The 26,910-nt window shown below is 41.9% G+C and carries 22 protein-coding genes and 1 tRNA gene; 15 read left to right on the top strand and 8 right to left on the bottom strand.

Features of this window, described 5'->3' with window-relative positions; genetic code table 11:
• Positions 1-99 precede the first annotated feature (99 nt).
• Positions 100-2,697, bottom strand: coding sequence for a DNA topoisomerase (ATP-hydrolyzing) subunit A (gyrA, locus tag CDC37_RS11380; RefSeq protein ID WP_096622016.1), 2,598 nt, complete (start codon positions 2,695-2,697; stop codon positions 100-102).
• An 802-nt stretch (positions 2,698-3,499) separates the two neighbouring features.
• Between gyrA and CDC37_RS11375 the strand changes: the two genes are divergently transcribed.
• Complete coding sequence (locus CDC37_RS11375) at positions 3,500-4,420, top strand: histone deacetylase family protein (protein ID WP_096622014.1); 921 nt, start codon at positions 3,500-3,502, stop codon at positions 4,418-4,420.
• 300 nt (positions 4,421-4,720) lie between these two features.
• On the opposite strand, the gene CDC37_RS11370 is transcribed toward CDC37_RS11375, so the two are convergent.
• Positions 4,721-7,237: an FG-GAP-like repeat-containing protein gene (locus CDC37_RS11370; protein WP_096622013.1), complete on the bottom strand. Its 2,517-nt coding sequence runs from the start codon at positions 7,235-7,237 to the stop codon at positions 4,721-4,723.
• A 118-nt stretch (positions 7,238-7,355) separates the two neighbouring features.
• Between CDC37_RS11370 and CDC37_RS24225 the strand changes: the two genes are divergently transcribed.
• Positions 7,356-7,502, top strand: coding sequence for a hypothetical protein (locus tag CDC37_RS24225; protein WP_157780717.1), 147 nt, complete (start codon positions 7,356-7,358; stop codon positions 7,500-7,502).
• A 604-nt stretch (positions 7,503-8,106) separates the two neighbouring features.
• Positions 8,107-8,598 carry an ureidoglycolate lyase gene (locus tag CDC37_RS11365; protein ID WP_096622012.1) on the top strand — a complete coding sequence of 164 codons (492 nt, stop codon included), beginning with the start codon at positions 8,107-8,109 and terminating at the stop codon, positions 8,596-8,598.
• A gap of 18 nt (positions 8,599-8,616) precedes the next feature.
• On the opposite strand, the gene CDC37_RS11360 is transcribed toward CDC37_RS11365, so the two are convergent.
• A tRNA-Ile gene (locus tag CDC37_RS11360) sits at positions 8,617-8,689 on the bottom strand.
• Positions 8,690-9,797: 1,108 nt separating this feature from the next.
• Between CDC37_RS11360 and CDC37_RS11355 the strand changes: the two genes are divergently transcribed.
• The 3 genes from CDC37_RS11355 to CDC37_RS11350 all read left to right on the top strand — a co-directional run bounded on the left by CDC37_RS11355 (position 9,798) and on the right by CDC37_RS11350 (position 12,250).
• Complete coding sequence (locus CDC37_RS11355; protein WP_096622010.1) at positions 9,798-10,490, top strand: hypothetical protein; 693 nt, start codon at positions 9,798-9,800, stop codon at positions 10,488-10,490.
• 229 nt (positions 10,491-10,719) lie between these two features.
• Positions 10,720-10,884 (top strand): hypothetical protein, encoded by a 165-nt coding sequence (locus tag CDC37_RS24220; RefSeq protein WP_157780716.1) that lies wholly within the window; start codon positions 10,720-10,722, stop codon positions 10,882-10,884.
• Positions 10,885-10,927: 43 nt separating this feature from the next.
• Positions 10,928-12,250: a hemolysin family protein gene (locus CDC37_RS11350; protein WP_231943398.1), complete on the top strand. Its 1,323-nt coding sequence runs from the start codon at positions 10,928-10,930 to the stop codon at positions 12,248-12,250.
• Here the strand turns inward: CDC37_RS11350 and queC are convergent.
• Both queC and dcd read right to left on the bottom strand, forming a co-directional pair.
• A complete protein-coding gene (queC, locus tag CDC37_RS11345; protein WP_096622009.1) occupies positions 12,232-12,915 on the bottom strand; it encodes a 7-cyano-7-deazaguanine synthase QueC in 684 nt (227 codons plus the stop codon). The genes CDC37_RS11350 and queC overlap by 19 nt on opposite strands.
• A 235-nt stretch (positions 12,916-13,150) precedes the next feature.
• Entirely contained in the window at positions 13,151-13,747 is a 597-nt protein-coding gene (gene dcd / locus CDC37_RS11340) for a dCTP deaminase (protein ID WP_096626105.1), read from the bottom strand.
• 308 nt (positions 13,748-14,055) lie between these two features.
• On the opposite strand from dcd, the gene CDC37_RS11335 reads away from it, so the two are divergent.
• From CDC37_RS11335 to CDC37_RS11320, 4 genes are all read left to right on the top strand, one after another.
• Positions 14,056-14,448, top strand: coding sequence for a glyoxalase superfamily protein (locus CDC37_RS11335; RefSeq protein ID WP_231943396.1), 393 nt, complete (start codon positions 14,056-14,058; stop codon positions 14,446-14,448).
• A gap of 297 nt (positions 14,449-14,745) precedes the next feature.
• Positions 14,746-15,372 carry a FeoB small GTPase domain-containing protein gene (locus CDC37_RS11330; protein ID WP_096622007.1) on the top strand — a complete coding sequence of 209 codons (627 nt, stop codon included), beginning with the start codon at positions 14,746-14,748 and terminating at the stop codon, positions 15,370-15,372.
• On the top strand, positions 15,335-16,774 hold the full coding sequence (locus tag CDC37_RS11325; RefSeq protein ID WP_096622006.1) for a ferrous iron transporter B: 1,440 nt from the start codon (positions 15,335-15,337) through the stop codon (positions 16,772-16,774). The genes CDC37_RS11330 and CDC37_RS11325 overlap by 38 nt, the downstream gene beginning before the upstream one ends.
• A 4-nt stretch (positions 16,775-16,778) precedes the next feature.
• Complete coding sequence (locus tag CDC37_RS11320) at positions 16,779-17,027, top strand: FeoA family protein (protein WP_096622004.1); 249 nt, start codon at positions 16,779-16,781, stop codon at positions 17,025-17,027.
• Positions 17,028-17,125: 98 nt separating this feature from the next.
• Here CDC37_RS11320 and fdxB read toward each other — a convergent pair whose 3' ends face one another.
• The gene (gene fdxB, locus CDC37_RS11315; RefSeq protein ID WP_096622003.1) at positions 17,126-17,416 is read right to left on the bottom strand and encodes a ferredoxin III, nif-specific; all 291 of its coding nucleotides are present in this window, start codon (positions 17,414-17,416) and stop codon (positions 17,126-17,128) included.
• A 1,265-nt stretch (positions 17,417-18,681) separates the two neighbouring features.
• Between fdxB and CDC37_RS11310 the strand changes: the two genes are divergently transcribed.
• The gene (locus CDC37_RS11310) at positions 18,682-20,277 is read left to right on the top strand and encodes a helix-turn-helix domain-containing protein (RefSeq protein WP_096622001.1); all 1,596 of its coding nucleotides are present in this window, start codon (positions 18,682-18,684) and stop codon (positions 20,275-20,277) included.
• A 59-nt stretch (positions 20,278-20,336) separates the two neighbouring features.
• On the opposite strand, the gene CDC37_RS11305 is transcribed toward CDC37_RS11310, so the two are convergent.
• Positions 20,337-21,257 carry a branched-chain amino acid transaminase gene (locus CDC37_RS11305; RefSeq protein ID WP_096621999.1) on the bottom strand — a complete coding sequence of 307 codons (921 nt, stop codon included), beginning with the start codon at positions 21,255-21,257 and terminating at the stop codon, positions 20,337-20,339.
• A 142-nt stretch (positions 21,258-21,399) separates the two neighbouring features.
• Positions 21,400-22,629, bottom strand: coding sequence for a tetratricopeptide repeat protein (locus tag CDC37_RS11300; protein WP_231943394.1), 1,230 nt, complete (start codon positions 22,627-22,629; stop codon positions 21,400-21,402).
• A 205-nt stretch (positions 22,630-22,834) separates the two neighbouring features.
• Between CDC37_RS11300 and CDC37_RS11295 the strand changes: the two genes are divergently transcribed.
• The 4 genes from CDC37_RS11295 (at position 22,835) to CDC37_RS11285 (ending at position 26,669) form a co-directional block, all read left to right on the top strand.
• Complete coding sequence (locus CDC37_RS11295) at positions 22,835-24,451, top strand: phytoene desaturase family protein (RefSeq protein WP_096621998.1); 1,617 nt, start codon at positions 22,835-22,837, stop codon at positions 24,449-24,451.
• A 297-nt stretch (positions 24,452-24,748) separates the two neighbouring features.
• Positions 24,749-24,958, top strand: coding sequence for a hypothetical protein (locus CDC37_RS24215; protein ID WP_157780715.1), 210 nt, complete (start codon positions 24,749-24,751; stop codon positions 24,956-24,958).
• A gap of 362 nt (positions 24,959-25,320) precedes the next feature.
• A complete protein-coding gene (locus tag CDC37_RS11290) occupies positions 25,321-25,536 on the top strand; it encodes a hypothetical protein (RefSeq protein WP_096621996.1) in 216 nt (71 codons plus the stop codon).
• Positions 25,537-26,357: 821 nt separating this feature from the next.
• The gene (locus CDC37_RS11285; RefSeq protein ID WP_096621994.1) at positions 26,358-26,669 is read left to right on the top strand and encodes a DUF6679 family protein; all 312 of its coding nucleotides are present in this window, start codon (positions 26,358-26,360) and stop codon (positions 26,667-26,669) included.
• The last annotated feature ends 241 nt before the right edge of the window (positions 26,670-26,910 follow it).

Raw genomic sequence — 26,910 nt, 5'->3', positions numbered from 1 at the left:
GAAAAAAGCCAGGAAACCGAGAAACTATAGGCACAGTAACGTTCACATCATCATTGCTACGCCACACCCACCTATCCCCTACACTTTCCGGTTCTCGACTTATTCCTCTGTTTCCCCTGTTACTCCCTCCGCATCGGGTGGTACAATGGCAACTCCGGTAATGGCATCGTCCTCGTCTAAACGCTGAACACGAACCCCAGTTGCAGAACGGGATTGAATCGAAATTGCATTCACAGCCTGACGAATAATAATCCCCCGACTGGTTACCATCATGATTTCGTCGTCGTCGTTGTTGACAATGTGCAGGGTTGCCATTGTGTCCTGATTTTTCAGGTTTTTGAATTTCGTCGCCATTATCCCCTGTCCAGCCCGATTTTGTAACCGGAACTGAGCTACGGGGACGCGCTTACCATAGCCATTACTAGTAATAATTAATACCCACGGTGGGGCACTGTTGCTATTACTTGTTTCCGTACTTTCTGCCGCTTCTTCCGTTAGGGATTCCTCGATGTCTCCGGCTTCGGTTCCATCCACTTCCTGATGTAATCTAGCCAAAACTGCTGCGGGGAGTATGTCCATTCCCACCAATCTATCATTAGCTTTTAATTTCATGGCCCTGACTCCTCTGGTTGCTCTCCCTAAAGGACGCAGTTGTTCATGGTTACAACGGAAATGAATCGCCATCCCTTGCAGGGAGCCGACTATCAGACTATCCTCTTCTTTGGCTCGTCGCACCCACCGCAGTTGATCGCCTTCTTCTAGGGATATGGCAATTAAACCGTTGGCGCGAATGTTACTAAAGGCTGATAGTTCGGTTTTCTTAATAAAACCGCCGTTGGTGAGCATGACCAGATACTCTTCACTGGTAAATTCTGATACTGGGACGATGGAGGTGATTTTTTCTTCTTTGGGGATGGGTAGCATTTGCACGATGGGGGTTCCCCGACTTGTCCGTGAACCTACTGGTATTTGGTAGGCTTTGAGGCAATACACCACACCCCTTTGACTGAAGAAGAGAATGCTGTCATGGTCGCAACAGGACAGAAAATGTTCGATGTTATCATCTTCTTTAACTTTGGCTCCGGCTTTGCCTCTGGTGGCTCGATTTTGGGCTTCAAAGGTATTTACGGGCATCCGTTTGATGTATCCTTGTTCTGTGAGGAGTATAATCGCTTTTTCGTTAGCAATTAAATCGGTGTCATCTAGTTCCCCTTCTGCATGGGTGATGACGGTGCGACGGGGTGTGGCGAAGCGTTCTTTGAGTTGTTTAACTTCTGTTTCGATAATTTCTAAAATCCGTTCCCGTCGCGCGAGAATGTCTCGTAAATCGGCGATTTGTACTTGTAACTGTTCGTGTTCCAGGCGGATTTTATCGGCTTCGAGGGCTGTGAGACGGCGTAGTTGCATTTGCAAGATTGCGTCTGCTTGGACTTCTGAAAGTCCGTAGGTAGCAATTAATTCACCTTTGGCGGTCGGTGTATCGGCGGCACTACGAATTAGCTGAATAATTGCATCTAGTTGAGCAAGGGCAATTAATAATCCTTGCAATAGATGGTCTCGTTCTTCGGCTTTGCGCAGTTCGTAGCGAGTACGTCGGGTAATGGATTCAACTCGAAAATCCAGAAATACCTGCAAAAATTGCTTGAGGGTGAGAACTTGTGGTTCACCATTAACTAATGCCAACATGTTGGCACCGAAGTTGGCTTGTAGGGGTGTTTGTTTGTAGAGGTTGTTGAGGACAACACGAGGATAGGCATCCCGTTTTAATTCGATGACGATGCGCATTCCGTCGCGATCGCTTTCATCACGAATATCGGCAATCCCTTCAATCCGTTTGTCGTTGACTAATTCGGCTATTTTTTCAATTAATGCGGCTTTATTGGTTTGATAGGGTAGTTCGGTAATAATTATTGCCTCCCTATCTGGTCGTCCCCGTTGCTCAATGGTTTCAATGTTGGCAACTCCCCGCATCGTAATCGATCCACGACCAGTGGTGTAGGCTTCTTTGATGGCTGCAACACCCAAGATTTGTCCACCCGTAGGAAAGTCGGGGCCATGTATATATTGCATTAACTGCAAACCCGTAATTTCAGGGTTGTGAATTAATGCCACTAACCCATCAATTAGTTCACCCAGGTTGTGGGGAGGGATATTCGTCGCCATTCCCACGGCAATTCCTGATGAACCGTTGAGCAGTAACTGGGGAAGCCTTGCGGGTAATACCGTTGGCTCCTGCTGAGAACCGTCGAAGTTATCAATGAAATCTACTGTTTCCGACTCAATATCCTGGAGCAGGGAAGCACTAGTTAAAGCCTGTAAGCGACACTCTGTGTAGCGCATCGCCGCTGGAGGGTCATTATCAATTGACCCAAAGTTACCATGTCCGTCAATTAAGGGCGCGCGCATGGAAAAATCTTGAGCCATCCGCACCAAGGCATCATAAACTGCCGTGTCCCCGTGGGGATGGTATTTACCCAATACTTCACCGACAACCCGAGCGCATTTACGGAATGGTCGGTCAGAAGCTAACCCCAATTCGTGCATGGCATACAAAATCCGTCGATGCACGGGTTTGAGACCATCCCTCGCATCTGGTAGTGCCCTACCTACAATTACGCTCATGGCGTATTCCAGATACGACCTGGACATTTCGTTCCGCAGATCCGTGGGGATAATCCTCTCCTGAGAGGTTGCCATAACCTTACAAACTCCGAAAAACTAAATTTTTACCCTTTGGGAGGGCAAGCGATATTATTCTTAAGCTTATTTGAATAATTGCTGTATTCTCTGTCAAATTATAGCATAATAATTGCTTGTTTTTGGAGATATTCACCTATGGGGATCCGATTTGGTTTTTGCATCTATCTGTTGGGTTTAGGGAGTGGGGAGTAGGATGTAGGGAGAAGAAACTTGACTAAGTTTTGTATCCACCAGCGCTAGCTACGCCAACAAGGTTAAAATAAGACTTCTATATCCTTGATATTAGATGATTTTACGAGATTTTTGTGGGGGTTGTTAGTCAGTTTTTTTTCAGCGATTTTTTCCTGTTTTGCTGGTTGATATTTAGCAGCGATTTCTCTGTTGATTGGGATTTGATATTGAGGGTTTTATTGTTTGTTTCAAGCTAATTTATTGAGGGTTTTATATTTGATATTTTGGCTGGTTTCTACAGAAAATCACAATATGGTCAAACTCCTATAAATAAGAAATTATGAGTAGCCATAACCCAGTCTACGCGTCTTGCAAAATCAAATATAGCTATCCGATTTTAGTCGTGAAAAATAGCGTGCCGTTGACTGATGACTGGTGACTTTTAACCGTCAACCGTCAACTATCAACCGTTAACAACCCTACATGTAAGATTTTGCAAATCCCGCTCGGACTGCGATAGTAATCCTGGAGAGGCGATGTATCGTGTCTCTATTTCTGATACAATTTACAAACTACGACTTGGTGCGATCGCAAATTCAGTTTCTGGCAGTTTCTGCAAAAAATAATTATGGTGGCAATTATCTACTCCGATGAGTTTCTCCATCATCAAACCGGAGTTTATCATCCCGAAACACCTCAACGTTTATCAGCCATTACCGCAGCCTTACACACAGCAGATTTTGCCAACCAATTGACTTGGTATTCCCCCACACCCGTTGACCAACGTGCCATCATTCCCTTGCTCACACAAGTCCACACACCGGAATATATTACCAAAGTCAGGGAAATCGCGGAAACGGGAGGTGGATATATTGACAACGAGACCCCCGTATCACCCCAAAGCTATGATGTGGCATTATTAGCCATCAGCGCTTGGTTAGATGGGGTTGATCTGGTGATTCAAACCAACAAACCTGCGTTTGTGTTAGCCCGTCCTCCCGGACACCACGCAGAACCAGAAACAGGGATGGGATTTTGTTTATTTGCTAACGCTGCGATCGCAGCATTATATGCCTTAGAAAAACCGGAAATCAATCGGGTGGCCATCCTCGACTGGGATGTCCACCACGGGAATGGAACCCAGAAAATTGTCGAAACCAACCCCCACATAGTCTATTGTTCCCTTCACCAATACCCTTGCTATCCTGGAACCGGAAGACATACGGAAAAAGGACTATACAATAACGTTTTAAATATTCCCCTTCCTCCCGGTAGCAGTACACGCAGTTATGAAACTGCATTCACCAAGTTAGTTATCCCTTTTTTACAGGATTTCCAACCTGATTTACTAATTATTAGTGCTGGATACGATGCGAATGCAGACGACCCCCTGGCAAATATTAATCTCCAACCAGAAGATTATGGATTATTTACTCAATATTGTTTGCAAATCACACCAAGAATTTTACTAGGCTTAGAAGGAGGATATGATTTGCATTCCCTGTCCCAGTCGGTGGTGGAAACTGTTGCTGCTATCCTCAAGGTGTAATGGGATTTTGGATTTTGGATTACTCTCAAAGGATATTTTACGTATATTATATAGGGCTTGCTGAAAAATAGTAAAGACGCGATATATCGCGTCTCTAGATATACCGCGTCTCTAGATATCACAAGAATTAGAGGGGATTTTCGTCACAAAAATTGCTTTCCCAATAGGTATGCAAGGCTTAAAAAACCTGGCATTTTTCATTTTTTGGGTCTTGTGAAAAGAGGAATAGTTGGGTTCAAAGTATTCCCGATTCCCGACTCCCTATTCCCTACCGTCACAAAAATACTTTTTCCGCAGACCCTACATATATCTTGGAGAAAAACTGACTTCCCAAGCCGCATCTAGATTAACAACTACACCCCCATTTGTGATAAACTCAGTTGTGGTGGCGACTTCACCATCCATCCACCACAGGGCTGTTTTTCCAGTAGACTGATTGTACCATAATAAATCTGCTCGACCATCGCCATTATAATCGGCGGCGGTTTCAATTTGCCAACCTTGGGGGACTCGAATCCGTATTGAGTTTTTATCCTCAATAAATTTACCAGTGATTGTAAACTTACCTTCGTTATCCAATGTATTGGTATCTAGATTCCAAACAGCACTTTCCCCATTGGCTTGATTTTGCCAAATAATATCCTGTTTCCTATCACCATCGGTGTCACCAATAGCTTTGATTTGCCAACTTTGGTCAGCAACTGTTTCGATAAATCGAGCTTGTTTAACTTGCGCAGCCTCCATCAACCAAACGGCATTTTTCCCATTTAATTGATTACGCCAAATGATATCAGCTTTTCCGTCCCCATCCACATCACCAGCAGCTACCATTTTCCAACTGGGTTCACTAACGGTACGGATACTGAGGAACTGACCATTCACCTGGAAACCATCCATCAACCAAACCGCATTTTCACCGGTGTTATAATTACGCCATAAAATATCATCTTTACCGTCTCCATCAAAATCTGCTGCACTCACCATTGTCCAGTCTGGAGTTGCAGAAATAATAAACTGTTGGGAATCTCCCCCTAGGACATTCAGACCATCCATTAACCAAATGGCATTTCTCCCAGTACTGATGTTCCGCCAGAGAATATCAGCTTTACCATCTCCATTAAAATCTCCGGAGGTGATGATTTGCCAATTCCCATCTGTGACTGGGGGATTAATAAACGCAGCATCTGCGATCGCAAAATTATCTAATTTCCAAATAGCGTTTTCTCCGGTTGTATAATTACGCCAGAGAATATCGGCTTTGCCATCTCCATCAAAATCGTGACGGGTATTGGTTTGAACTGTAGCGACCAACTTAACTACAAACCCATCTGTATCTCCTGCACTTTGTTCCGGTGTCCCATCCAGGTTTAAATCCACCTCACCCTGGAAGTAACCCGTGACAAACACATTTTTCTCTCGGTCAACAGCAATCCCCACACCAACTTCAACACTTGTACCACCAATGGTTTTTACCCAGTTAACTTTGCCATTACTAGCATTTTGCTGAATCACAAAAACATCACTCGAACCAGCATTGGTGACCGGATTACCATTGTTAGCAAAATCAACAGTACCCTCAAAATAACCAGTGGTATACACATTACCATAGCTATCAAGGGCGATCGCATATCCAACATCAGAAGCTGTTCCCCCCATTGGTGTCACCCATACCAAACTACCATCACCACCCCGGTATTTAGCGACAAAGATATCATCTTGACCCTGGGAGTTGGTGAAGTTTCTATTCCCGAACCAATCCACCGACCCATCGAAGAAACCAGTGACATACACATCACCCCTTGTATCGACGGCAATATCATAACTGTAATCAAAACCCCTGCCACCAATCTGTCTTGACCAGACAACATCACCGCTCAGGTTATACTTAACAATAAATCCATCAATTTCACCAGCACTTCTCAGGTCAATTGTTCCATCACCATTCAAATCAATCGCACCTTGAAATTCACCAGTCACGTAAACATTTCCGCTACCATCGACGGTGACTCCATAGCCATAATCATAACCAGTCCCACCAATTTTTCTCCCCCAAACAACACTACCATCACTCGCATTTTGCTTAATTACAAAAGCATCACTCAAACCATTGCTAACTTCTGGAGTTCCATCCCCATCTAAATCCACTGAACCATTAAAAGTCCCAGTGGTGTAAACATGGCCATTATCATCGACGGAAATGGCAAAACCACCATCAAAACCCGTTCCCCCAATGCTTTTAGACCAAATCACATCACCATTTTCCCCACTATGTTTGAGGATAAAAATATCAGCAAACCCCTTACTAGTTAAGGAATTCCCCTCTCCACCTAAATTCACCGTACTTTGAAAATAACCAGTGGTGTAAACATCCCCATTACCATCGACGGCTATTCCATAACCAATATCACCTCTGGTTCCACCAATAGCTTTAACCCAAGCAATACTCCCATCCTGTCCATTTTGCTTAACTACAAATACATCACCCGTATTAGCATTAGAAGTAATTGTTCTACCATCTAAGGTGACGCTTCTGCGGAATTCTCCAATGGTATAGACATTACCAACCTGGTCTACCACCACCTCATAACCAGCATCAAAAGCCGTACTACCAATTGTTCGCACCCAGTTAGGATTGGGGAGATTGGCATTTGTTTCGGATAATTTGATACCTTCACTAAGTTGTAGAGAAGATGCTTGCAAAGGTAAAAAATTGTCAGTTTCTAAGGGATTATTGTCTTCGGCAATCGATTTGAATTTAGAGATACCGGATAAAGTTGTAGATAGGGCAAACGATTCAGATGAAAAGTTATCTAGCATAGATTAATACTGGCAGATTTGGCTACCAATATTAAAACCGGATGAATCATACCTGTGGCATCAGTATTAATACTGGGTTGAGGACTGTTGGTAGTGAACCACCCAAGGATTTGAGATTTTGCGGAAAGTCAGGGAAGAGAAGTTACCGGGAAGATTTTCTTCTTACAAAGTTCTACGGGAGGAGTATCCCCCCGCAGACTTTGCGCTTTCCGGTAAACTTCGGGGAGATTTATTCTTCCACCAAACTTTCCAAGACGGATTTTGAATTTTCAGATTAACTGAGGTGAGAAGTCAGGTTTTTCTCCAGGGATGTTTATCGGAACCAGCTAGAACATTTTAGACTAAGTTATTGCGCATTGAGCTTGTATATTCGCTATATTGTTGACAGTTGATTGTTTACAGTTGAAGGGAAACCGTTAGCAGTTAACAGTTAAAAGTCAACAAGCCATAAAATATTTAGATATTTAGGCAAATTTATGCAATGAATATGTGTTTTATACCAATTTTAGATGAAACTGCATCTAATTTTTTGCGTGTCATTACCTAGCTTGCTTATTGCTATCACAGTGGGGAAGAAAGTGGAGCGCATCAATCTCAGCGAATCGTTAACATTGAAGATTATGAGATTGCTTAATCGTTCCTCCTTGCTTCAGATAACTGGTGATGTGCAACTTCACATGAAAACGGTACTAGCCAATTGTCTGACGGGGTATGGGGAGCGTAAAACCCCATAGATAGCCTAAATTAGAGAATACAAGCGTTCCCCAAATAATTCGTAACCTGCAATTAGAAGTTTTTAATTACAAATTACGAATTACGTAGCTTGCTTCCCGCGTAGCGGGTATTACGAATTACGAATTAAAAATCCAATGACAGCACCTACCCTTACCCAACTTCAAGCTCAAATCATCACTTCAGAAGCATTTCGTCCCTACGGACAAGTGATTACCCCTAGTGCAGATGGTAAAGCTTTTGATTTGGAAGATGCTCAATTAGAACTAAGTCAGGGAATTCCCAGGTTTTATATTATGCGCTTACACCGACGGGGATGTCGTTTCCATCGGATTACTCGTCATCTCAAGTGTACCCAATGCTTGGGTTCCCTGGGAGGGAAAGAGTGGTTAATTGCTGTTTGTCCACCCGACAGTAGTGTAGATGTACCAAATTTACAGGCAATCAAGGCTTTTCGGATTCCGGGGGATTGTTTTATTAAGTTAAATGTGGGAACATGGCACGCTGGTCCCTATTTTCAGGATGATGTGGTGGATTTTTATAATTTGGAATTGAGCGATACAAATATTACAGACCACTTCACCCATGATTTTTTGTCAACCCAGGGGTTAGAGTTTGAAATCATTTGATGGTGCTAGCACATCAAGTCCAGGGTGCAGGAGTTGAACCTGCCTAGGGCGAATTATGAGTTCGCTGCCTCAACCGCTCGGCCAACCCTGGATGTTAACGAAGATATAATATAACATATATTTTACCGATTATGGGGATAAAGTTTCATTGTTTTTTTCTAGCTAGTCTCCGATAATCGTTGGGAAACCATCGTTATTAGCGTTCGGCGAAGCCAAACCATGTAGTGTGAACTCGACACCAAACGTCCAATTATAGTTAATTCTTGACTTGAAGGTGAGTCGGGAATAATCCGTGAAGGGAGTGGGAAAAATCACTTTCATCGGTTCTGGTGTCAGCTTTATATTTAGGCTACTCCCCGCTCCCTATTAACAAGCTAGTACCGCGCGGCGTAAATATACTTACCTTTTCCCTCCCTCCCATGCTCCGCGTGGGAGCAGAATCTGCGAGGTTCCTACCTCGTGAATGAAGGCAGTAGCCCTCGCTGACTAAGTGACCACGCGGAGCATGGTCACTAGATCCACGAAGCATGGTCACTAGATTCGGGGAATATGGTCACTAGATCCACGAAGCATGGTCACCAGATCAGGGGAGCATGGTCACTAGATCAATATCCCTCCCTCCCATGCTCCGCGTGGGAGCAGAATCTGCGAGGTTCCTACCTCGTGAATGAAGGCAGAGCCTTCAACTGGCTAAGTGACCACGCGGAGCATGGTCACTAGATTCGGGGAACATGGTCACTAGATCAGGGGAGCATGGTCACTAGATCAATATCCCTCCCTCCCATGCTCCGCGTGGGAGCAGAATCTGCGAGGTTCCTACCTCGTGAATGAAGGCAGAGCCTTCAACTGGCTAAGTGACCACGCGGAGCATGGTCACTAGATTCGGGGAATATGGTCACTAGATTCGGGGAATATGGTCACTAGATCCACGAAGCATGGTCACCAGATCAGGGGAGCATGGTCACTAGTTCAGGGGAACATGGACGCTAGATTCGGGGAACATGGACACTAGATCAAAAGTTAATACTCGGTTTATTTCAGCCAACCAGCACTAGTCTCCCATCTTGTTTGGACACAGCCAAATAAGAAAATAGTTTATTCCAACTCCCAACTCCGTATTTACAGGCTAAAATCAATGGAAATCTGCTTGTCCGGTATCAATGTATCAAGACTAAACTAATTGTTAATTTTTCAGGTTTATGAAAATAAATTCTACGGTTCTGCTGACGTTAATTCTTTTAGCCCTAATGTTAGGAGCAGGTTCGGTCAGTGCAATTTTGGGGTTTGACATCGGTAGTAAGGCTCTCAAGGGTGTGACAACCCCAGATGCACGACCAACGACTAAGTTTACCAACTTAGCGAATAATAGCCAAGCTGGTGTGGCTTTACTACGGGAGGAGGAAATCTTAAAAACAGTTAAAGCTCGGATTGAAGGGAAAACAAAGGCTGCAAAAACTGAAAAGCCAAAGGAAGAGGATGAAGATTTAATTGCGAAAACAGAGAATGTGGCAGAAAAACCTAAAGAAACAGAAGAAAAACCTCAAGCGGGTTTCCCGATTAATACCGAAGCTGATGGAGTGACTTTTTCGGTACAGTCGGCTAGGTTTTCTGGGGGTGATTTGATTATGCGGGTGAAAATGCAAAATAATTCTCAAGAACCGGTGCGTTTTTTGTATAGTTTTTTGGATGTGACCGATGATAAGGGTAGGGCTTTGAGTGCTAGTACTGATGGATTACCGACGGAGTTAGCTGGAAATGGACAGGAAGTGTCTGGTACGATTAGTATCTCTGCTTCCTTATTGGATGATGTGAGTAAAATCTCTTTGGCATTAACTGATTATCCTGCTCAAAAATTGCGCTTGGAATTACAAAATATTCCAGTGTCGCGATAGATAACAGCAGTTATGTAGATAATTGTTGATCGTCAATCATTGACTGTATGAACTATAGTCGAGTTTAATTAGCCGCAGTTAGGTTGGATATACTTTGCAAGCTGATATATTCCCTTGTGGTTTGTTGACAGTTAACAGGTGAGATTTATCCTTTAAGCATTGATCATCTAAACAAAAGGCTCATTGGTTTACCGTGTAAAGTATATTACCTAATAGAGGTAATTACCGGATGAAAACTTTCCTTTTCGGTCAAGATGCTTGGCTTCGGGTAAATTCCTGGGAATCCTGCAAAAGCGAGAATCTCTACCCATCACAGGGTTGGGGAGTATCAAGAATGTTGCGAATAACTGCGATGGGGTGGCGATCGCTATTAGCTCATAATTATTTTACATAATTATTTTTTTCATGGGCGCTCTTGTGCGAGTGGTTTTGCAAACGTGATTTGGACAGATATCGGACTGCGATTTTTATCAGTGTTGCTGCTGATTGCGATTAATGCTTTTTTTGTGACGGCTGAATTTTCGGTGGTGACTGTGCGGCGATCGCGGATTCATCAGTTGGTTCAAGCTGGAGATATTGAAGCGATCGCGGTGAAACGTTTGCAAGATAGTATCGATCGACTGTTGTCAACTACTCAGTTGGGGATCACTCTGTCGAGTTTGGCATTAGGATGGATTGGGGAAAGTTCGATTTCTGTGGTAATTGATTTTTGGTTACAGTTTTTACCCCTACCGATTCGTCTGAATAGATTTGTTTCCCATTCCTTAGCAATTCCGATTTCTTTCTTTTTAATTGCCTATTTACAAATTGTTTTAGGGGAATTATGTCCAAAATCTGTGGCAATGCTCTATTCTGAGCAATTAGCACGGTTTTTAGGCCCTTTTATCAGGCCAATTGTGCGGATATTTAGTCCTTTTATTTGGGTTTTAAATAATTCTACCTGGTTACTCTTAAAATTTTTTCGTATTAATTACAACGATAAGGTATGGCGATCGCCTGTCACCCCGGAAGAATTACAATTGATTATTGCCACGGAACGGGAATCAACGGGTTTACAAGCTGAGGAACGGGAATTACTGAAAAATGTGTTTGAGTTTAGTGAAGTTCGTACCCAGGAAATTATGGTTCCCCGGACTCAAATTATTTCCCTCCCGAAACAAGCTACGTTACAAAACCTATTGTGGGAGATGGCAAAAACAGGTCATTTTACCTATCCGGTTATTGGCGAATCCCTGGATGATATTCGTGGTGTTGTTTATTTTCCAGACCTCACAAAACCGTTGGCTTTAGGAAAAATTACACCGGAAACCCAACTGCAACCGTGGATGCGTCCTGCAAGATTTGTACCCGAACACACACCGTTGCATGAATTATTACCCATGATTCAGCCAGAAACACCACCGATGGCAATTGTTGTTGATGAGTTTGGGGGAACGGTGGGGTTAGTGACGATTAAGGATGTGATTGCCCAAATTATTGGCTCTACTGGTACTCCCAGGGATGTAAATGGCTTACTGATTCAAAATGTGGATAACAACACGTTTTTAGTCCAAGCTCAAATTAATTTGGAAGATTTTAACGAGATTTTGCAGGTGGATTTACCTTTGGCGACTGAGTACCAAACCTTGGGTGGTTTTATTTTATCCCAATTGCAAAAAATGCCCAACCGTGGAGAAGTTTTTATTTACCAAAATTTAGAATTTACGGTTGTTTCTGTCGTTGGACCAAGATTACACCAAATTCAAGTCCGTATATTGTAGGGTATGGGGTCTGTTAATCCTAATTCTTGAAAAGCTGCTAATCTTAGTTGGCAAGAATCACAGACTCCACAAGCAACCTCTCCCCCTTGGTAACAGGACCAGGTTAATTCCCAGGGAACACCTAATTTATTACCAAGTTGAATAATTTCCGTTTTCCGCAGGTCGATCAAAGGAGTAATAATCTCAATCGGTTTACCTTCCCGACCCTGCTTGGTTCCCAAGCGAAACACCGATTGCATGGCTTGAATATAGTCAGGACGGCAATCAGGGTAGCCAGAATAATCCAAGGCATTAACTCCAATATACACCCGTTCTGCACCGTAAATTTCCGCGTATGCCAGGGCAAAGCTCAGAAAAATTGTATTCCGTGCAGGTACGTAGGTGATGGGTATGGATTGAGTCATTTCCGATGGAGTGCGGTCAGTGGGGACATCCAACTTATCATCCGTTAAAGCCGACCCCCCCCACTGTCGCAAATCAAACTCGACAACTGCATGGTGAACCACACCCGCAGTTTGAGCAATAGCTTTTGCTGCTTGCAATTCACGACGATGACGCTGGTGGTAGTCAAAGGAAATGGCATAGCAATCACAACCGTCAGCGATCGCTTGATAAAGTACCGTTGAGGAATCTAATCCTCCTGATAATAAAATAACAGCCCGCATTGAGATTTTAGATTTTAGATTTTGGATTAATTAGCACCACATTAATTTTGATGGGTGGGAAAAGGTTCGTAGTAGCGCTAGTCTAGGACAACCCCACGGGTATAGCTCTTGATATTACAACTTTTTCATCGCTCCAGCCACAACTACAAACCCCTCATAACCGATGTGGTGGAATATTCGGTGCGATCTTCGCAGCAAAGTTGTGCGACTTTAAGTATACTTTGCTGCACACCCTTCACACCTTCGCTAAAGTCACCATTTCCGCTTGATCTTGATATTTTCCTTGACGGGTATCATAACTAACGGCACAGGGTTCCCCTTCTAAAAATAATAACTGCACCACCCCTTCCGATGCATAAATCCGACAATCTGCACTGGAGGAATTGGAAAACTCTAGGGTTAAATGTCCCCTCCAAGCAGCTTCTGCTGGTGTAAGATTGGCAATAATTCCACATCTGGCATAAGTAGATTTACCAATACAAATTACGGTAATATTTTCTGGCACACTTAATCTTTCTAATGCCACACCCAAGCCGTAGGAATGGGCTGGAAGGATAAAATAATCACCATTTTCCCCGTGATGTAGCTGACTAAACTCTAAATTTTGGGGATTAAAATTTTTGGGGTCAATCACGGTTCCCGGTATATGCCGAAAAATGCGGAATTCCTTGGGGGAAAGGCGAATATCATACCCGTAGGAAGACAAACCATAACTAATCACACCTTTAAATTTGGTTTCATCCTGCTTTACCTTCCGTATCAAACTTGGTTCAAAGGGAGAAATCATACCCTGTTGAGCCATTTCCTTAATCCAAATATCGTTTTTGATCACGTTTTTACTGGAATCCCACTGCAACACTCAGAATAAAATAAATTATCATATTTGGGGAGTAGGGAGTAGAGACGACCCGTCGGGTCCTCTGTACAGGGAGTAGCCTACATGTATTGCTGACACCAGAACCTATGAAATGAAAGTTGTTTTTCCCCATCCCTGGTCTCTTGTCTTGCCATTTGCGTGTCTACACCTTCAAGTTAGTCCCCCATGTCCTTTGGATACGACCAAACAAGAAAACCAATCATTCCCACGGACTATTCCCTACTCCCTGTTCCCGATTCTCAAGCAATAAAATCCAAAATCGAATGATAGCCATGAGTGGAGAATATACCCTGGGAAATATCAGTCCTCTAATCCCTGCTGGTGATGATTTGGAAAGTGCGATCGCTTTCTATGAACAAAATTTGGGTTTTCGGAAAGTTCACCAAGAAGGTAATCCCATCCACATGGCCATCGTTGAACGGGATCAGGCGAAAATATTTTTAATTAAAAATAGTGATTCCCAATTAGCCCAGTCCACTTCTTTACGAATTTATGTTAAAAACATTGAAAACTATTATCAAGAGTTAATGGGCAAGTCCACAGAAATTATCCATCCTCACGGCGAATTAGAAACTAAACCGTGGGGGATGAAGGAATTTGTAGTCCTGGATTCTGCTGGAGTATGCCTCACTTTTTATGAACCAGCCAATGAATAGGTACTATTCTTGCCTTCCCTATTATCCTATCTAGGGTCTGCGGAAAAAGTCTTTTCGCGAGGGTAGGAAATTGGGAGAGACGCTATATGTCTCGTCTCTACTATTTTTCAGCAAGCCCTATCTACATAAGTTTTTATTTATTATTGAAAATTAATATATATACACTTCAGCTTATTAAAAATATACAGCAATAAATTGACTGAACTCAACAATTTTGCGTAGTATTGATGTGATAGTTAATTGAAAAAGATATTCATTAAACTAGAGAAATAATTGCAAAGCTGCGGAGGATAGGGTATGGGTTGCCATGATTGTCCGAGTAACTGTCATGCAAAATCTCACCAGCGTTCCCGATTCTGGAATTTTTTCCGGAACAAACAACCCCAACCACTCAAAAAAGCCCAAACTCAGGGAGTTGTAGCCTTAGTAGGGATGCCGAATGTGGGCAAAAGTGTGCTATTTCATGCTTTAACAGGCAAGTATGTCACCGTATCTAATTATCCAGGAACAACAGTGGAAATTACTCAGGGAGTGATGACTTTAGGGGAAAATTCTCTGGCGGTGATTGATACACCTGGGATGTATTCATTCTTACCAATAAGTGAGGAGGAAAAGGTTGCTCGGAATTTGTTATTGAACCAGGTGATTGACGTGGTAGTGCATGTGGTAGATGCTAAGAACCTGGGTCGAATGCTACCTCTGACATTTCAGTTGATGGAAGCTGGGTTTAGGGTGGTGTTGGCAATCAACATGATTGATGAAGCGCAGCAACTGGGAATGAAGGTGAATTCCCAGCACTTGCAGATGGAGTTGGGTATCCCGGTGATATTAATGTCCGCAACCACGGGAAAGGGCATAAAAGAATTAAAAGCGCAGGTAGGTGAATATGTTAACAAATCAGCTAGCTTATCCCCAGCCTATTGAAGATGCGATCGCGGATTTAGTTCCCTGGTTAGAAAATCTCTCCTCTGGTTTTTCTCTGCGTAGTCGGGCATTATTACTATTACAGCGTGACGAAGAAGCATGGCAGACCTTACCGGAGAATGGACAGACAAAATTGGTAGAGATTATCAATCGCACAGAAACAGCTTTGGGGGATTCAATTACGAGTGTAGTAGCGAATACGCGTCAACAGTTAGCATGGAATTATGAGCAACAGAGTGTTGTTCAGCCTACAAGTACCCATCAACCCCTAAGTGAATGGTTACATAAACTTGTGATTCACCCTTTAACAGGGTTGCCAATTTTGGTTTTAATCATTTACTACGGTGTTTATAAATTTGTTGGTGAATTTGGAGCAGGGACTTTAGTTGATATTATTGAAACTTTCTTTGAAGAGAATATCAATCCGGTTGTGAACCATCTTGCCAAAGTAATTTTTCCTTGGCAACCTTTACAGGATTTAATCGGCAATGATTATGGGATTATCACATTAGGAATTCGGTATGCAGTGGCAATTATCTTACCAGTAGTTGCTACCTTCTTTTTGATGTTTTCAATTTTAGAAGATAGTGGCTACTTACCCAGATTATCACTGTTAATTGACCGTTTATTTAAAGCCATTGGTTTGGAAGGAAGGGCTGTAATTCCGATGGTTTTAGGTTTAGGTTGTGGAACCATGGCCACCTTGGTGACAAGAACCCTAGAAACCAAACGGGAAAGACTAATTGCCACCATTTTATTAGCATCAACTGTACCCTGTGCAGCGCAATTAGGGGTAGTTTTAGGTTTACTATCCCAGAGCGCTACAGCTTTGAGTCTCTGGATCGGATTTATGGTTGCCATATTTATTGGCATTGGTTTCTTGTGTAATCGGCTGCTTCCCGGAGAAAAACCATATTTTTATATGGAAATCCCTCCTTTGCGCCTTCCTCGTATCAGCGCAATTATCAAAAAAACCTACATTCGTCTCAAATGGTACTTTGGTGAAATTCTGCCGTTATTTATTTATGCTTCCGTAATTATTTGGATTGGCAGATTAACAGGAATTTTTGATTTTTTGATCCATCTTCTCCAACCAGTAGTCGCTGCATTAGGATTACCTGAATCAACAGCACAAGTCTTTTTATATGGTTTTTTCCGTCGAGATTATGGTGCAGCCGGTTTATTTGATTTACAGCAGCAAGGAGGATTAAATCATCATCAACTAATTGTTGCTGCTATTACCTTGACATTATTTATTCCCTGTATTGCCCAATTACAATTCATGATTAAGGAACGAGGTGTAAAGGTAGCAACACTGATTGCAGTTTTTGTATTTGTTTTTGCCTTTATAATGGGTTTTGTGGTAAATCAATTCTTGAATTTTGTCAATTTTAGGGGATAGATAAATGTTAGAAACTGGATTTAAAAGTGTGAGTGCTTCAGTTGCTTTAATGCGTCCAGGGGAATCAGGAATTGTCACATCTTGTCATAGTCATGACCATCATATTCTCAAAAAACTCATGGCAATGGGAATTATTCCCGGAATATCGCTTAAATTAGAACAGTCTTTTCCGGCTTTTGTGATTAAAGTTGGCAATACCCGTTTAGCATTTGATGTGGAGATTGCCAAAGCCATTTATGTACGGATTCAGTAAGTGGGATGAATGATATTATTATCCGTTGAGGATGTGTTGACTGTTAACAGTTAACGGTTAACAGTCAACATTCAATATCGATATTTTGCAAAACTGAGTTAATTTTTTTCTGCGTGGGTATAACAGTTTTTCGGACAGATTTTAGCACAAGCTTCACAGCCAATACAGTTTTCTGGATGGGCTACAACCATGACTTTTTTTTCGATTTCGTCATCATCTTCATCTTCGACAAATTCACCTTCTTCGTTCATGGGTCGTAATTCTAAAACGTTATGTCCACAAATTTTAAAGCATCGACCGCAACCAATACATTTATCTTGATCAATTGCTTGCGCAAATTTAGGTGTCCAAGTTTTGCCGCCGAAGGTTAATCCTGTTAAAGTAGCCATAATTCACCTACAAAATACTAATTCTAGATATCTCAAAATTCTCTAGTTACTTCTGATATTAATAAATCATTTATTTTGTCAGAAAAAGTTAATCTATGACATTTAATACAGGTTTTTAATTTGAGCATCTGCCTTCCGAAAAGTCATCTTTTTAAAACTTAATTTAAATTAAATGAAAGATTTTGTCAAGAAAATACTATTTGATTTAGGCTGATTTGTTTTGATTTCTCAATCTATGATTTTTTTAATTTTGCTGTAGTTATCTACTTTTCGTTATATCTTGCACCTTACCAGTAAGTACGTAAATTACTATCTTGCTAGTGATTTATTAATCTTACTATTTGTGTTGTCTTTGTATCCCATTTCCATAAACTTGTCTTTCAAAGGAAGGAATCACAGTCTAGACATGTCTTATCTTAATCGATTCATGGGAAAATACTGAGTTAAATTGATTTTTAATTTGTCTATAATGTAATATATGTTTCATCACAGTTCCTGATTAAAATTATTAGAAAATAATCTTATTAGTCTTCAAATTTAAACTTAAAGATGCAAACTTGTAACAATATATTAGTATTAAATCGTTGTCGAGTAGACAAAGACTAGAATCAGAAAAGTATCCTGACAATACACTATTTTCCTAATTACCAGATTTAGCGAAATTAGGAGGCAAGACACCTATCTCATGACCATAAAAATAAGTCGGAAAGCTTTTGATATTATTCCCAGATATTAATTATTTTTACTAATGATAAATATCACACACTTAAAACTTTTGCTGTCTGGAATAAATCCAGATAAACTTATCAATCATTGTTGGTATTTAGATGTAAAAACCAATAAAATTGCAGCCTCGACTCACGATATCAAATACTAAGACATGGCTCATCCATAACATTCTTAATACTATTTTTATGAAATATTTAAAATTGCCAAAAAGTTCAAACAGGCTTAGAGGTTAATAACCTGAAATAGCTTCCCTGGGATGATTTATTTTCAGAATAGAGAGTCATTCAACAGATGGCAATTGCAATTATGAAAAATTGCCATGAATACGAAAGTGTGGTGAGGAGTCGAATCTAACGAACAAAATTCAGGGGAGACAATCATAACTCGGATTTCTCACAAATTCTTCAAACTTTCAGTGAGTAGAGAGTAGGGAGTAGCAGGAAAATAAATCCACTACTCAAGGCTTATCACTCCCTTGTGAGAAATGCAGGATAAACATAGTCAGCCATCTCAACCCGAAATGTGGCAATTAAATTATGCCTTATACAATACCAAATAACAGTTGTGTGAAATGTGACCACTGCTTTGCGCAAATCGAGTGTCCAACGGGTGCAATTAAAAAAGAAAATGAGCAATTCTGGATTGATCCTGCTGCTTGTAACAATTGTGTAGGTTTTTATTCCCAACCTCAATGTGCGGTTGTGTGTCCCGCACATTTACCAATACCGTTACAGGTGAAGCGAGGACGCTGTAAGACCGAACCGCGTCAGCTGACAAGTCCCGATCTATTTGCCAATGGTATAAGTAATCCGTTTGCGTCGGCAATAGTGGTTTGGGAAGCGTGTAATGTACTTGCGCAACGTCAATCTTTACAGTGGGAAAAGGATGCGGATGGAAACATCTGTTATCATCGGACGGTGAATCAAGGAAAAAGCGCGATCGCATTTCATTTAGCGACCAAAACCGATGAAATGTGTTTAGCGCAGGATATGACTGCGGTGGAAACCTTAGATATTCGAGCAGCTGCGGTCAATTTAATTTTTGCTGCTCATGCAATTGGTTTGACAAAACCGTGGAAGGATGAATTTGTCATTGATGACCGACAACTGGAAAGTTATCTCGGATTAGATAAACGCAAAGACCTGAATAAAACAGCAAAGTTGGTTTTGATGCAAACTTTGGTGAATCAAGTCTGTCAATTAGTTACTTCCATTGATTGGTCTCCGCAAGGAAGAATTCCCGGTTTTCAGTTTACCAAGTCCCGAATTTGGAATTTGACCCGAACCCAGCGCTATTTCCAAACGGATGCATCTGGTTGTAAGTATTTAATCGGCTTAACTTTTACAATTCGTCCGGGAATTTGGACAAAATACTTCTTAAATCAGCAAGAATGTAAACAAAGAACAGCTTTTTATCAATATGGTAGTTTACCAAAATCCTTACCAAGTACAATTATGAGTATTTGGCAGCAGCATGAAGGAACAGCGAGATTAATGTTGTGGTTGTTGTTTAAAACCAAAATGGGTAAGGAACAGCGAATTACTGTCCCGACTTTATTAAGGGTAGCCTATGGTGAGGACAAAATTGCTGCTGCCTATCGTCAACGTGATGAAAGAAAACGTTTATTACGAACTTTTGAAAGTGATTTAGAAGTTCTCAATCATTACGGAATGAAACCGAAATTTGATCCAGTGACCTATCCACCTAATATTCAACCTTTATGGGCTAAATTAGTTGATATTCCTGAAGACCCCGATGAAGCAATCGAGTTTTGGATTAATGACGCTAGTGGTGATGGTTGTTTAACTAATGTTGCACCCAGGGGAAAGTGGAATTTATTGATGAATGCACGAATTTTATCATTTGATTTACCACCAGAATTGGAAGCACAATTAAAATCGATTCACCAAAAACGACAGCACAAAAAAAACCGAAAAAAGAATAAACTCACAACTGGGTTATTAGGGGAACAAATTACCCAAGCAAGAAAAAATTTGAATTTATCCCAACGTGAGTTAGCTAAACTTGCTGGTAAAAGTCAAAGTTGGATTCGGGATATCGAAAAGGGTCGTCTGAAAGCGAAGTTGGAAGACCAAGTGAAGTTACGTGAGGTGTTAGGAATTGCGGGATAAATAGGAAACAGACATATTACATGTAGAGACGCGACATATCGCGTCTCTCTGCTTGAAAATTAATTATCAGATAATTTGATTGGGAATACCCAATCCTGATATTTTGGCTCCCGATTTTCAGTAATTGCTGTCAAAATATCTTTTAATTTATTGGTAATGATTCCTGGGGTTGGTAGTTGATAACTTTCCACCTGTTTGACGGGGACAACTTTGGCTGCGGTTCCAGTTAAAAAGACTTCATCGGCAATTAATAATTCCGATTTGTCTACGGGACGTTCAATCACTTCTATTCCTAAATCCTGAGCAATTGTAATTACACTTTCGCGGGTGATTCCTTCTAAAATATCTTGGTCAAACCCAGGGGTAATAATTTTGCCGTGACGCACAATAAATATATTCATTCCCGAAGCTTCGCTGACTTTTCCTTGGGAATTCATTAAAATTGCTTCGTCAAATCCAGAGTTTACAGCTTCAGTTTTAGCAAGGGATGAGGTAATATAGGCTCCGCTAATTTTACCCCGCAAAGGGAAACTAATGTCACTTTGACGTTGCCAAGAACTAATCCGACATTTAACTCCTTCTGGGGGTAAATAATCTCCTAATTCGATTCCGTAAAGGGCAAAGTCTTTGTCAATATTATGCAATCTGGGTGCAATTCCCAGGTCTGAAGTGTAAACCAGGGGACGCATGTAAAATGATTTATTTGGTTGATTTTTTTTCACGAAATCAACGATAATTTCCTGAATTGTTACTGCTGGAATCTCAAAATTCAGCAGTTTGGCACTTTGGCTTAAACGCTGACAGTGACGGTCAAGACGAAATAATAGTATGGTCTTCGGGTCTTGAGGGTCGGGAATACCGCGCAATCCTCCAAATGCTGCTGTTCCATAGTGAAGGGCATGAGTAGCAATGGATACATTGGCTTCGGCAAAGGGGATGAATTTGCTTTGGAGGTAGGCTATCGGTAAAAAGTTGTTCATGAAAGATGCTGTTGTCAGGCGATTTTGATATTTTGGTCTAGGAAGTTGCTAAAGAGGGTAAGACCTGGATTAAACATAGCATTTCTTGGCTATGTCAGACTCACAAATATGGATTATTGTCTTGGGGAGAATGGGGATGGGACTATTGGGGTGGGGTGGAGAGGCTTTGGATTTGTTGGCTAAAGTAATCTTGATTATGTTGGAGAATCCGAGCTATTTCTAAGCCTTTTTGAAAGGCTGTTAAGGCTTGGGGTTTGTTTTGTTGTTGCAGGTGGATTTCGCCGATTTGTTCGTAGGCATTCATGACTTCGTAAAGGTTGGCTGCACGGGTTTCGGCTTCGAGGAGAATTTCGCTGGTTTTGAGTGCGTCATCTAGTTGTCCTTGTTTGCGGTATAGGGCTATGAGTTGACGCAGCACTTCCCCTGCGGTTGCGTATTGTTCGTTTTGCCAAGCGATGGTGTAGGCGATTTGGTAATTTTCAAAGGCTTGATCCAGTAAAGCGGGATTATCTTTCGCCAGGGTTTCCAGGTCAGCCGCGATCGCAGTTCTTAATCGAGGTATATCTACTATATTATTTTCCTGTTGGTATAGTTCGACTAATTTGGTTTTGATTTCTACTGCTTGTTGGGGTTGCTTTCCTTGGTCGTATATATAAGCAAGTTGTCTGAGGTTGGCAATTATACTTTGTCTATCCCCTGTGGCAGTAATTTTATTCAGGATTTCCCTATAGGTGTTGGCTGCGTTGGTATAATCAAACCAACTCATGTGGAGATCACCTATTTGCCGCAGGGTCGTTAATTCTGCCTCGGTTCCCCTGACACCGGCTAATACCTTGGCGAGGGCTTCTAGGGCTGGTTTGGGGGAACGTACCGCTTGAAATGCATTGGCTAACCCTCGCCACAATTCTAGGTCGTTATTTTGGGTTGTGGTGGCGTTATTCAAGATTTTTTGTAATCTTTGGGTAATAAAAAACACTTGTTCCCGGTTGGGGTCGCTCCAGGCAATTTGACCAACGCGAGTGAGGGCTTGGACTTCATTGTTTGCACCTAAATATTTACGTAGTCTTAATTCGCGGTTCCAGGTTTCATAGGCGGAAACTTTATCTCCACTTTGATATTTAGCGATCGCTTCCTGGTGGAGACTATCTAGGGCTGTATTTAAGCGTTGTGCTTCCTCCGGTGTCAACTGCTGGTTGGGTTTGGGTGGATTGGGGAGGAGAGGGTCTTTTACCCGCAATTCGATGGGGTTGGGAGGAAATTTATCTGGGGACGAGGTGCGTTGGGCGATCGCTGGATAGGTAGTAAATAGTAATACTAACCAACTAATACTAATAGTTTTGACCGTGAGATGCTGCATTTGGGGGTAAACCATTTCCTTATCCTTTCCCGACAAGCTTTGACTAGATTGAAGACGATGTTTTTCACGAAATTCTCCCCACCCCCTATTCCCTGTACAGACGACTCGACAGGTCGTCTCTACGGACTATCCAACCAAAACCTATCCGTTGCATGATGTGTTGACTGGGTATTGTCTGTATGGTTTGCCTATACCATCGAGCAAATTTGGATCGAACACTATGGTCTCAGTCACTCCGCAGCAGGGCTTTGATGCAATCGTGATTGGTTCGGGGATTGGGGGATTAACTGTGGCAGCGATTCTAGCCAAACTCCAGGGTAAACGGGTATTGGTGCTAGAACAACATTTTACACCTGGAGGGTTTACCCATAGTTTTGAGCGTCTGCAAAAATTTCATTGGGATGTGGGATTGCATTACGTTGGAGATATGGGAGAGGGTAGTACGGGTAGAGCGGTGTTCGATTATATTACCAATGGCCAGTTAAAATGGCAAAAAATGCCTGATCCGTTTGAGAAGTTTGTCTATCCAGATTTTACCTTTGCTGTCTCTGCTGACCCTTTGCGTTATCAAGCTGATCTTATTCAACTATTTCCCGACGAACAGGTGGCGATTCGCCAATATTTTCGTGATGTGAAGCAGGCTGTACTGTGGTTTGGGATACAGACGATGCTGGAGTTGTTTCCCAGTTGGTTGCATCCCCTACTCAAACCGATTATCCACCGTTTTGGCGCAATTGCCAGAGAAACAACCCAGACATACTTAGACCGCAATTTTCAAGATATACGTTTGCAAGCCTTACTTACCTCCCAATGGGGAGATTACGGTTTACCTCCATCAGAAAGTTGTTTTGGTGTTCATAGTCTGATTGTCAGCCATTATTTGCACGGTGGTTGGTATCCAGTGGGTGGTGGTCAAGCGATCGCAAAATCAATTATGCCGGTGATTGCCCAAACTGGTGGTACTATACTTACCCAACGACGTGTGACGGAAATTTTACTCCACGAAAATACTGCCATCGGGGTCAAGGTCGAAAAACCCAATTCCCTACCAGAATATTATTATGCTCCCATTGTGATTTCCGATGCTGGAGCATTTAACACCTATTTACACCTCATCCCCCCTAGTTACCCCCTCCCCTACCGCGACTCCATTCGCGCTTTTCCCAAGGGTAATAGTATGCTGACTGTATATCTCGGACTGAAGGAAAGTCCGGAAAAACTGGGATTTCGCGGCGAAAATCACTGGATTTACACCTCCTACAACCATAACGCCGTCCCCCTTGCTTCTCCCCTCACCTTCACACCACCATTCTGTTACCTCTCCTTTCCCTCCCTCAAAGATCCACTCGCTTCCGCACATACAGCCGAAATTATTGCCCATGTGAATTACGACTTTTTCCGACAATGGCGTGAACAACCTTGGCGACGACGGGGAACCGATTATACCCAACTAAAACGACAAATTACGGAATCCTTAATTCAACTGGTAGAAAAACACTACCCCGGTTTCCAGGATTTAATCGAATATGCCGAACTTTCCACCCCCTTGAGTATAGAATACTTCGATGCCAGCGATCGCGGTGCTGTTTACGGTATTCCCTGTGTTCCCGAACGCTTCGATCAACCCTGGATTGGTGCGAAAACCCCCATCAAAAACCTTTATCTCACTGGAACCGATGCATTTTCCCTCGGTATTATGGGAGCAATGATGGGAGGTGTGAAAACAGCAGGTTTGATTCAAGGACCCTTTGGCTTTGCAAAAATTATGTCCACAATTATGCAAAATGCTGCAAGAACAAGTAACCGAAACCCAGAATTACAAGTGAGTCGGGAGTAGGGAGTTGTGTAGACGCGTAGCGTCTAGTCTACGACAACGCTGCGCGTACCCGTAGGGTGTAGTAGGAAAAACCACTTTCATCAGGTTCTGGTGTCATCTAATTTCACAAAAATTTTGATCCCTTTTCTCCCCATCCTTCCCCTACTCACCACTCCCTATTCCCTGATGTTTTGATGGTTTTATCAGATATCTGGACAATATTGACAACAATTACAAATTAAAAACAATCAATACATTCTCACGACTTCCTCACAATTATGAGGTTAAGTAGAAAATGCACAAAGCTTAGATTTGCAAATGAAAAGTCACTCACACCCGAAATCTTCTAACCCCAGCGTTCAGTTGGCCATCTTTGCGGTTAGTCTAATTGATGATGCTGTTATCCTCGGAGGTTCGCAAATCGGTTTACATTTACGCTGGTTACACTGGCTATCACCGGTTATCTTGGTTGGCATGTTTATTTACATTTCGCTACAAATCTTAGATTATCTTTGTCAACAAGCTTAGTAAGGGAAGGGAGTTGGGAATTGGCAAATAGGTGGTGTTGCTGAATCGTAGACGTGATACATCACCTCTTGCTTGCTTGATTACGTAGATTAATAAACATTAAACACATTACATTGAGTGTAATCACTTAAGTGGCGGTAAATACATTTTTGGCAACAAAAGTGTTTTCAGAAAAGGATTACAGCTAGATTTAACGCCATATTTAGATAAATTATTACCTAAATGCAGGTGATTTAAATCACAATTGTCTTTGCTTCTCATCACAACCCTTAAATGACCCATGTCAGACTCAATTGCTGGTAAATAGTCGATATTAGATGGAGAGAAATAGTATTTGATCGATAAAATAGGTATATACTAAGATGATCCGCGATTTAGTTGATTCTGCCTTTCAAACGGGTTACATGAGTGTTGAGTCAGAAGGTTTGATTCATCAAGTTCTCATCAGTAAAAGTTATCGACAAGAGGATATGCAAGCTTTAGTCAAACTGTATGATGCCATGCGTGCTGGTCAAATTAAACGGGAAGGAACATCGTCCCAGTTGTTGCAGGTTCTACAAAAGTTGAGGGATGCTTAAGCAAAAGACTTCCAGAATCCCTAGTTACGAGAATCAAGAATTTTCGTTATCTAAAAATTATTTAAACCATAAATAAAGTTTGTATGAACTTCCGGCTGGAGATCAACCCCAAGTCCCCTTCAAGCAATTGGGGCTATTAAGCTGCAAATACCTTGCTGCTATGACTTTGAGATTATAGATACCACCGGGTAAATTTGACAGTTGAGCAATTTTCATGTGGTCAAATCACGACAAAATTATTATCTTGTTGCGGATAGACCTATGGCTATGGCAAAGAATGAGCTAAGATCGGATACATAACCGGGAAAAACAGAAGCTAAGTCCCCGAGTTTCCAACGATGCCAATGACTAGAAGTAGACGACTCAAACAACCGCAGCTAAAGCTTGTGTTGCAGTATTATCTACTACATAATGGTAGTAAATACTTGTATGCAATGGTTAATCGGAGCCGAGAGTATTGGAAGAAGTTGTGTTACTTCGATCCCGAAGTATATAAGCTGAAAAATATGACCAGCCATTGATGGCATTGGCTTGATGCATCAATCGTTGATCTGTGATCCAAGATATTCGCCAAGTCACTTAATTATCCACAGGTCTTGGACTTGGGTCAAATCTAATACTTGCTAGTACTTGCGAAATTTTTAGATTCACCAAATCAACGAGAAATGCCAACCACTGGAACTCCCTTAATTTAAAATGCGTCAGCAAATCCTAGAAGGGTACTTTTGTTTTATTTCGAGACGGAGAAGCTCCTCCAGGTAATTATAGCTGTACGCAACAAGCTCAGAATATAACATAGTTAAAAAAGGCAGAAGCAGTAGATGCTACACCGCAAGATTTATCAATTGTGCTGTGATGGGCGGGAGGTATGCGTGTTCTTGCGGGACCAGCAACGCTGGATTGAACGCGCTCGCATCATCGATATTGAAGGGGATTTAGTCACCCTTCGATATGAAACCGAGGAAGAAGACGAAACTTGTTCTTGGGAAGAAATGGTTCGCCTGGAAAGTATTGGTTCTGTCACACAAAAGCTCGCGTCCGTACCTCGTGGGAATGTAGAACCTTTATTAACCGAAGATTGTCCGGAAAGCGAACGTATTCATAACCGCTTCCCAGATTCCAATCCAGAATAAATCCGGAATCATGGGATTTTGGATTTAGCAAGCAAGCTGGTGTGTATGCCACCCTAGCATCCTTTCTGGGGTGGCTCCAGGGATACATCTAATACATTTGATTGCTCTTTCACCAAGAGCAGGGTAAGTCTTAATAACGGAATATTTGCTCAACTAACTTTCAACCTGTTTCTAGTAACTTCAAACTCCTTCCCATCCTTGGGGAGGAGTTTGGAATTTCTGGAAGCTTTTTCCCAACTAT

This window comes from Calothrix sp. NIES-3974, assembly GCF_002368395.1.
Taxonomy (GTDB): Bacteria; Cyanobacteriota; Cyanobacteriia; order Cyanobacteriales; family Nostocaceae; genus NIES-3974.
This window is presented reverse-complemented; position numbering and strand designations above follow the sequence as displayed.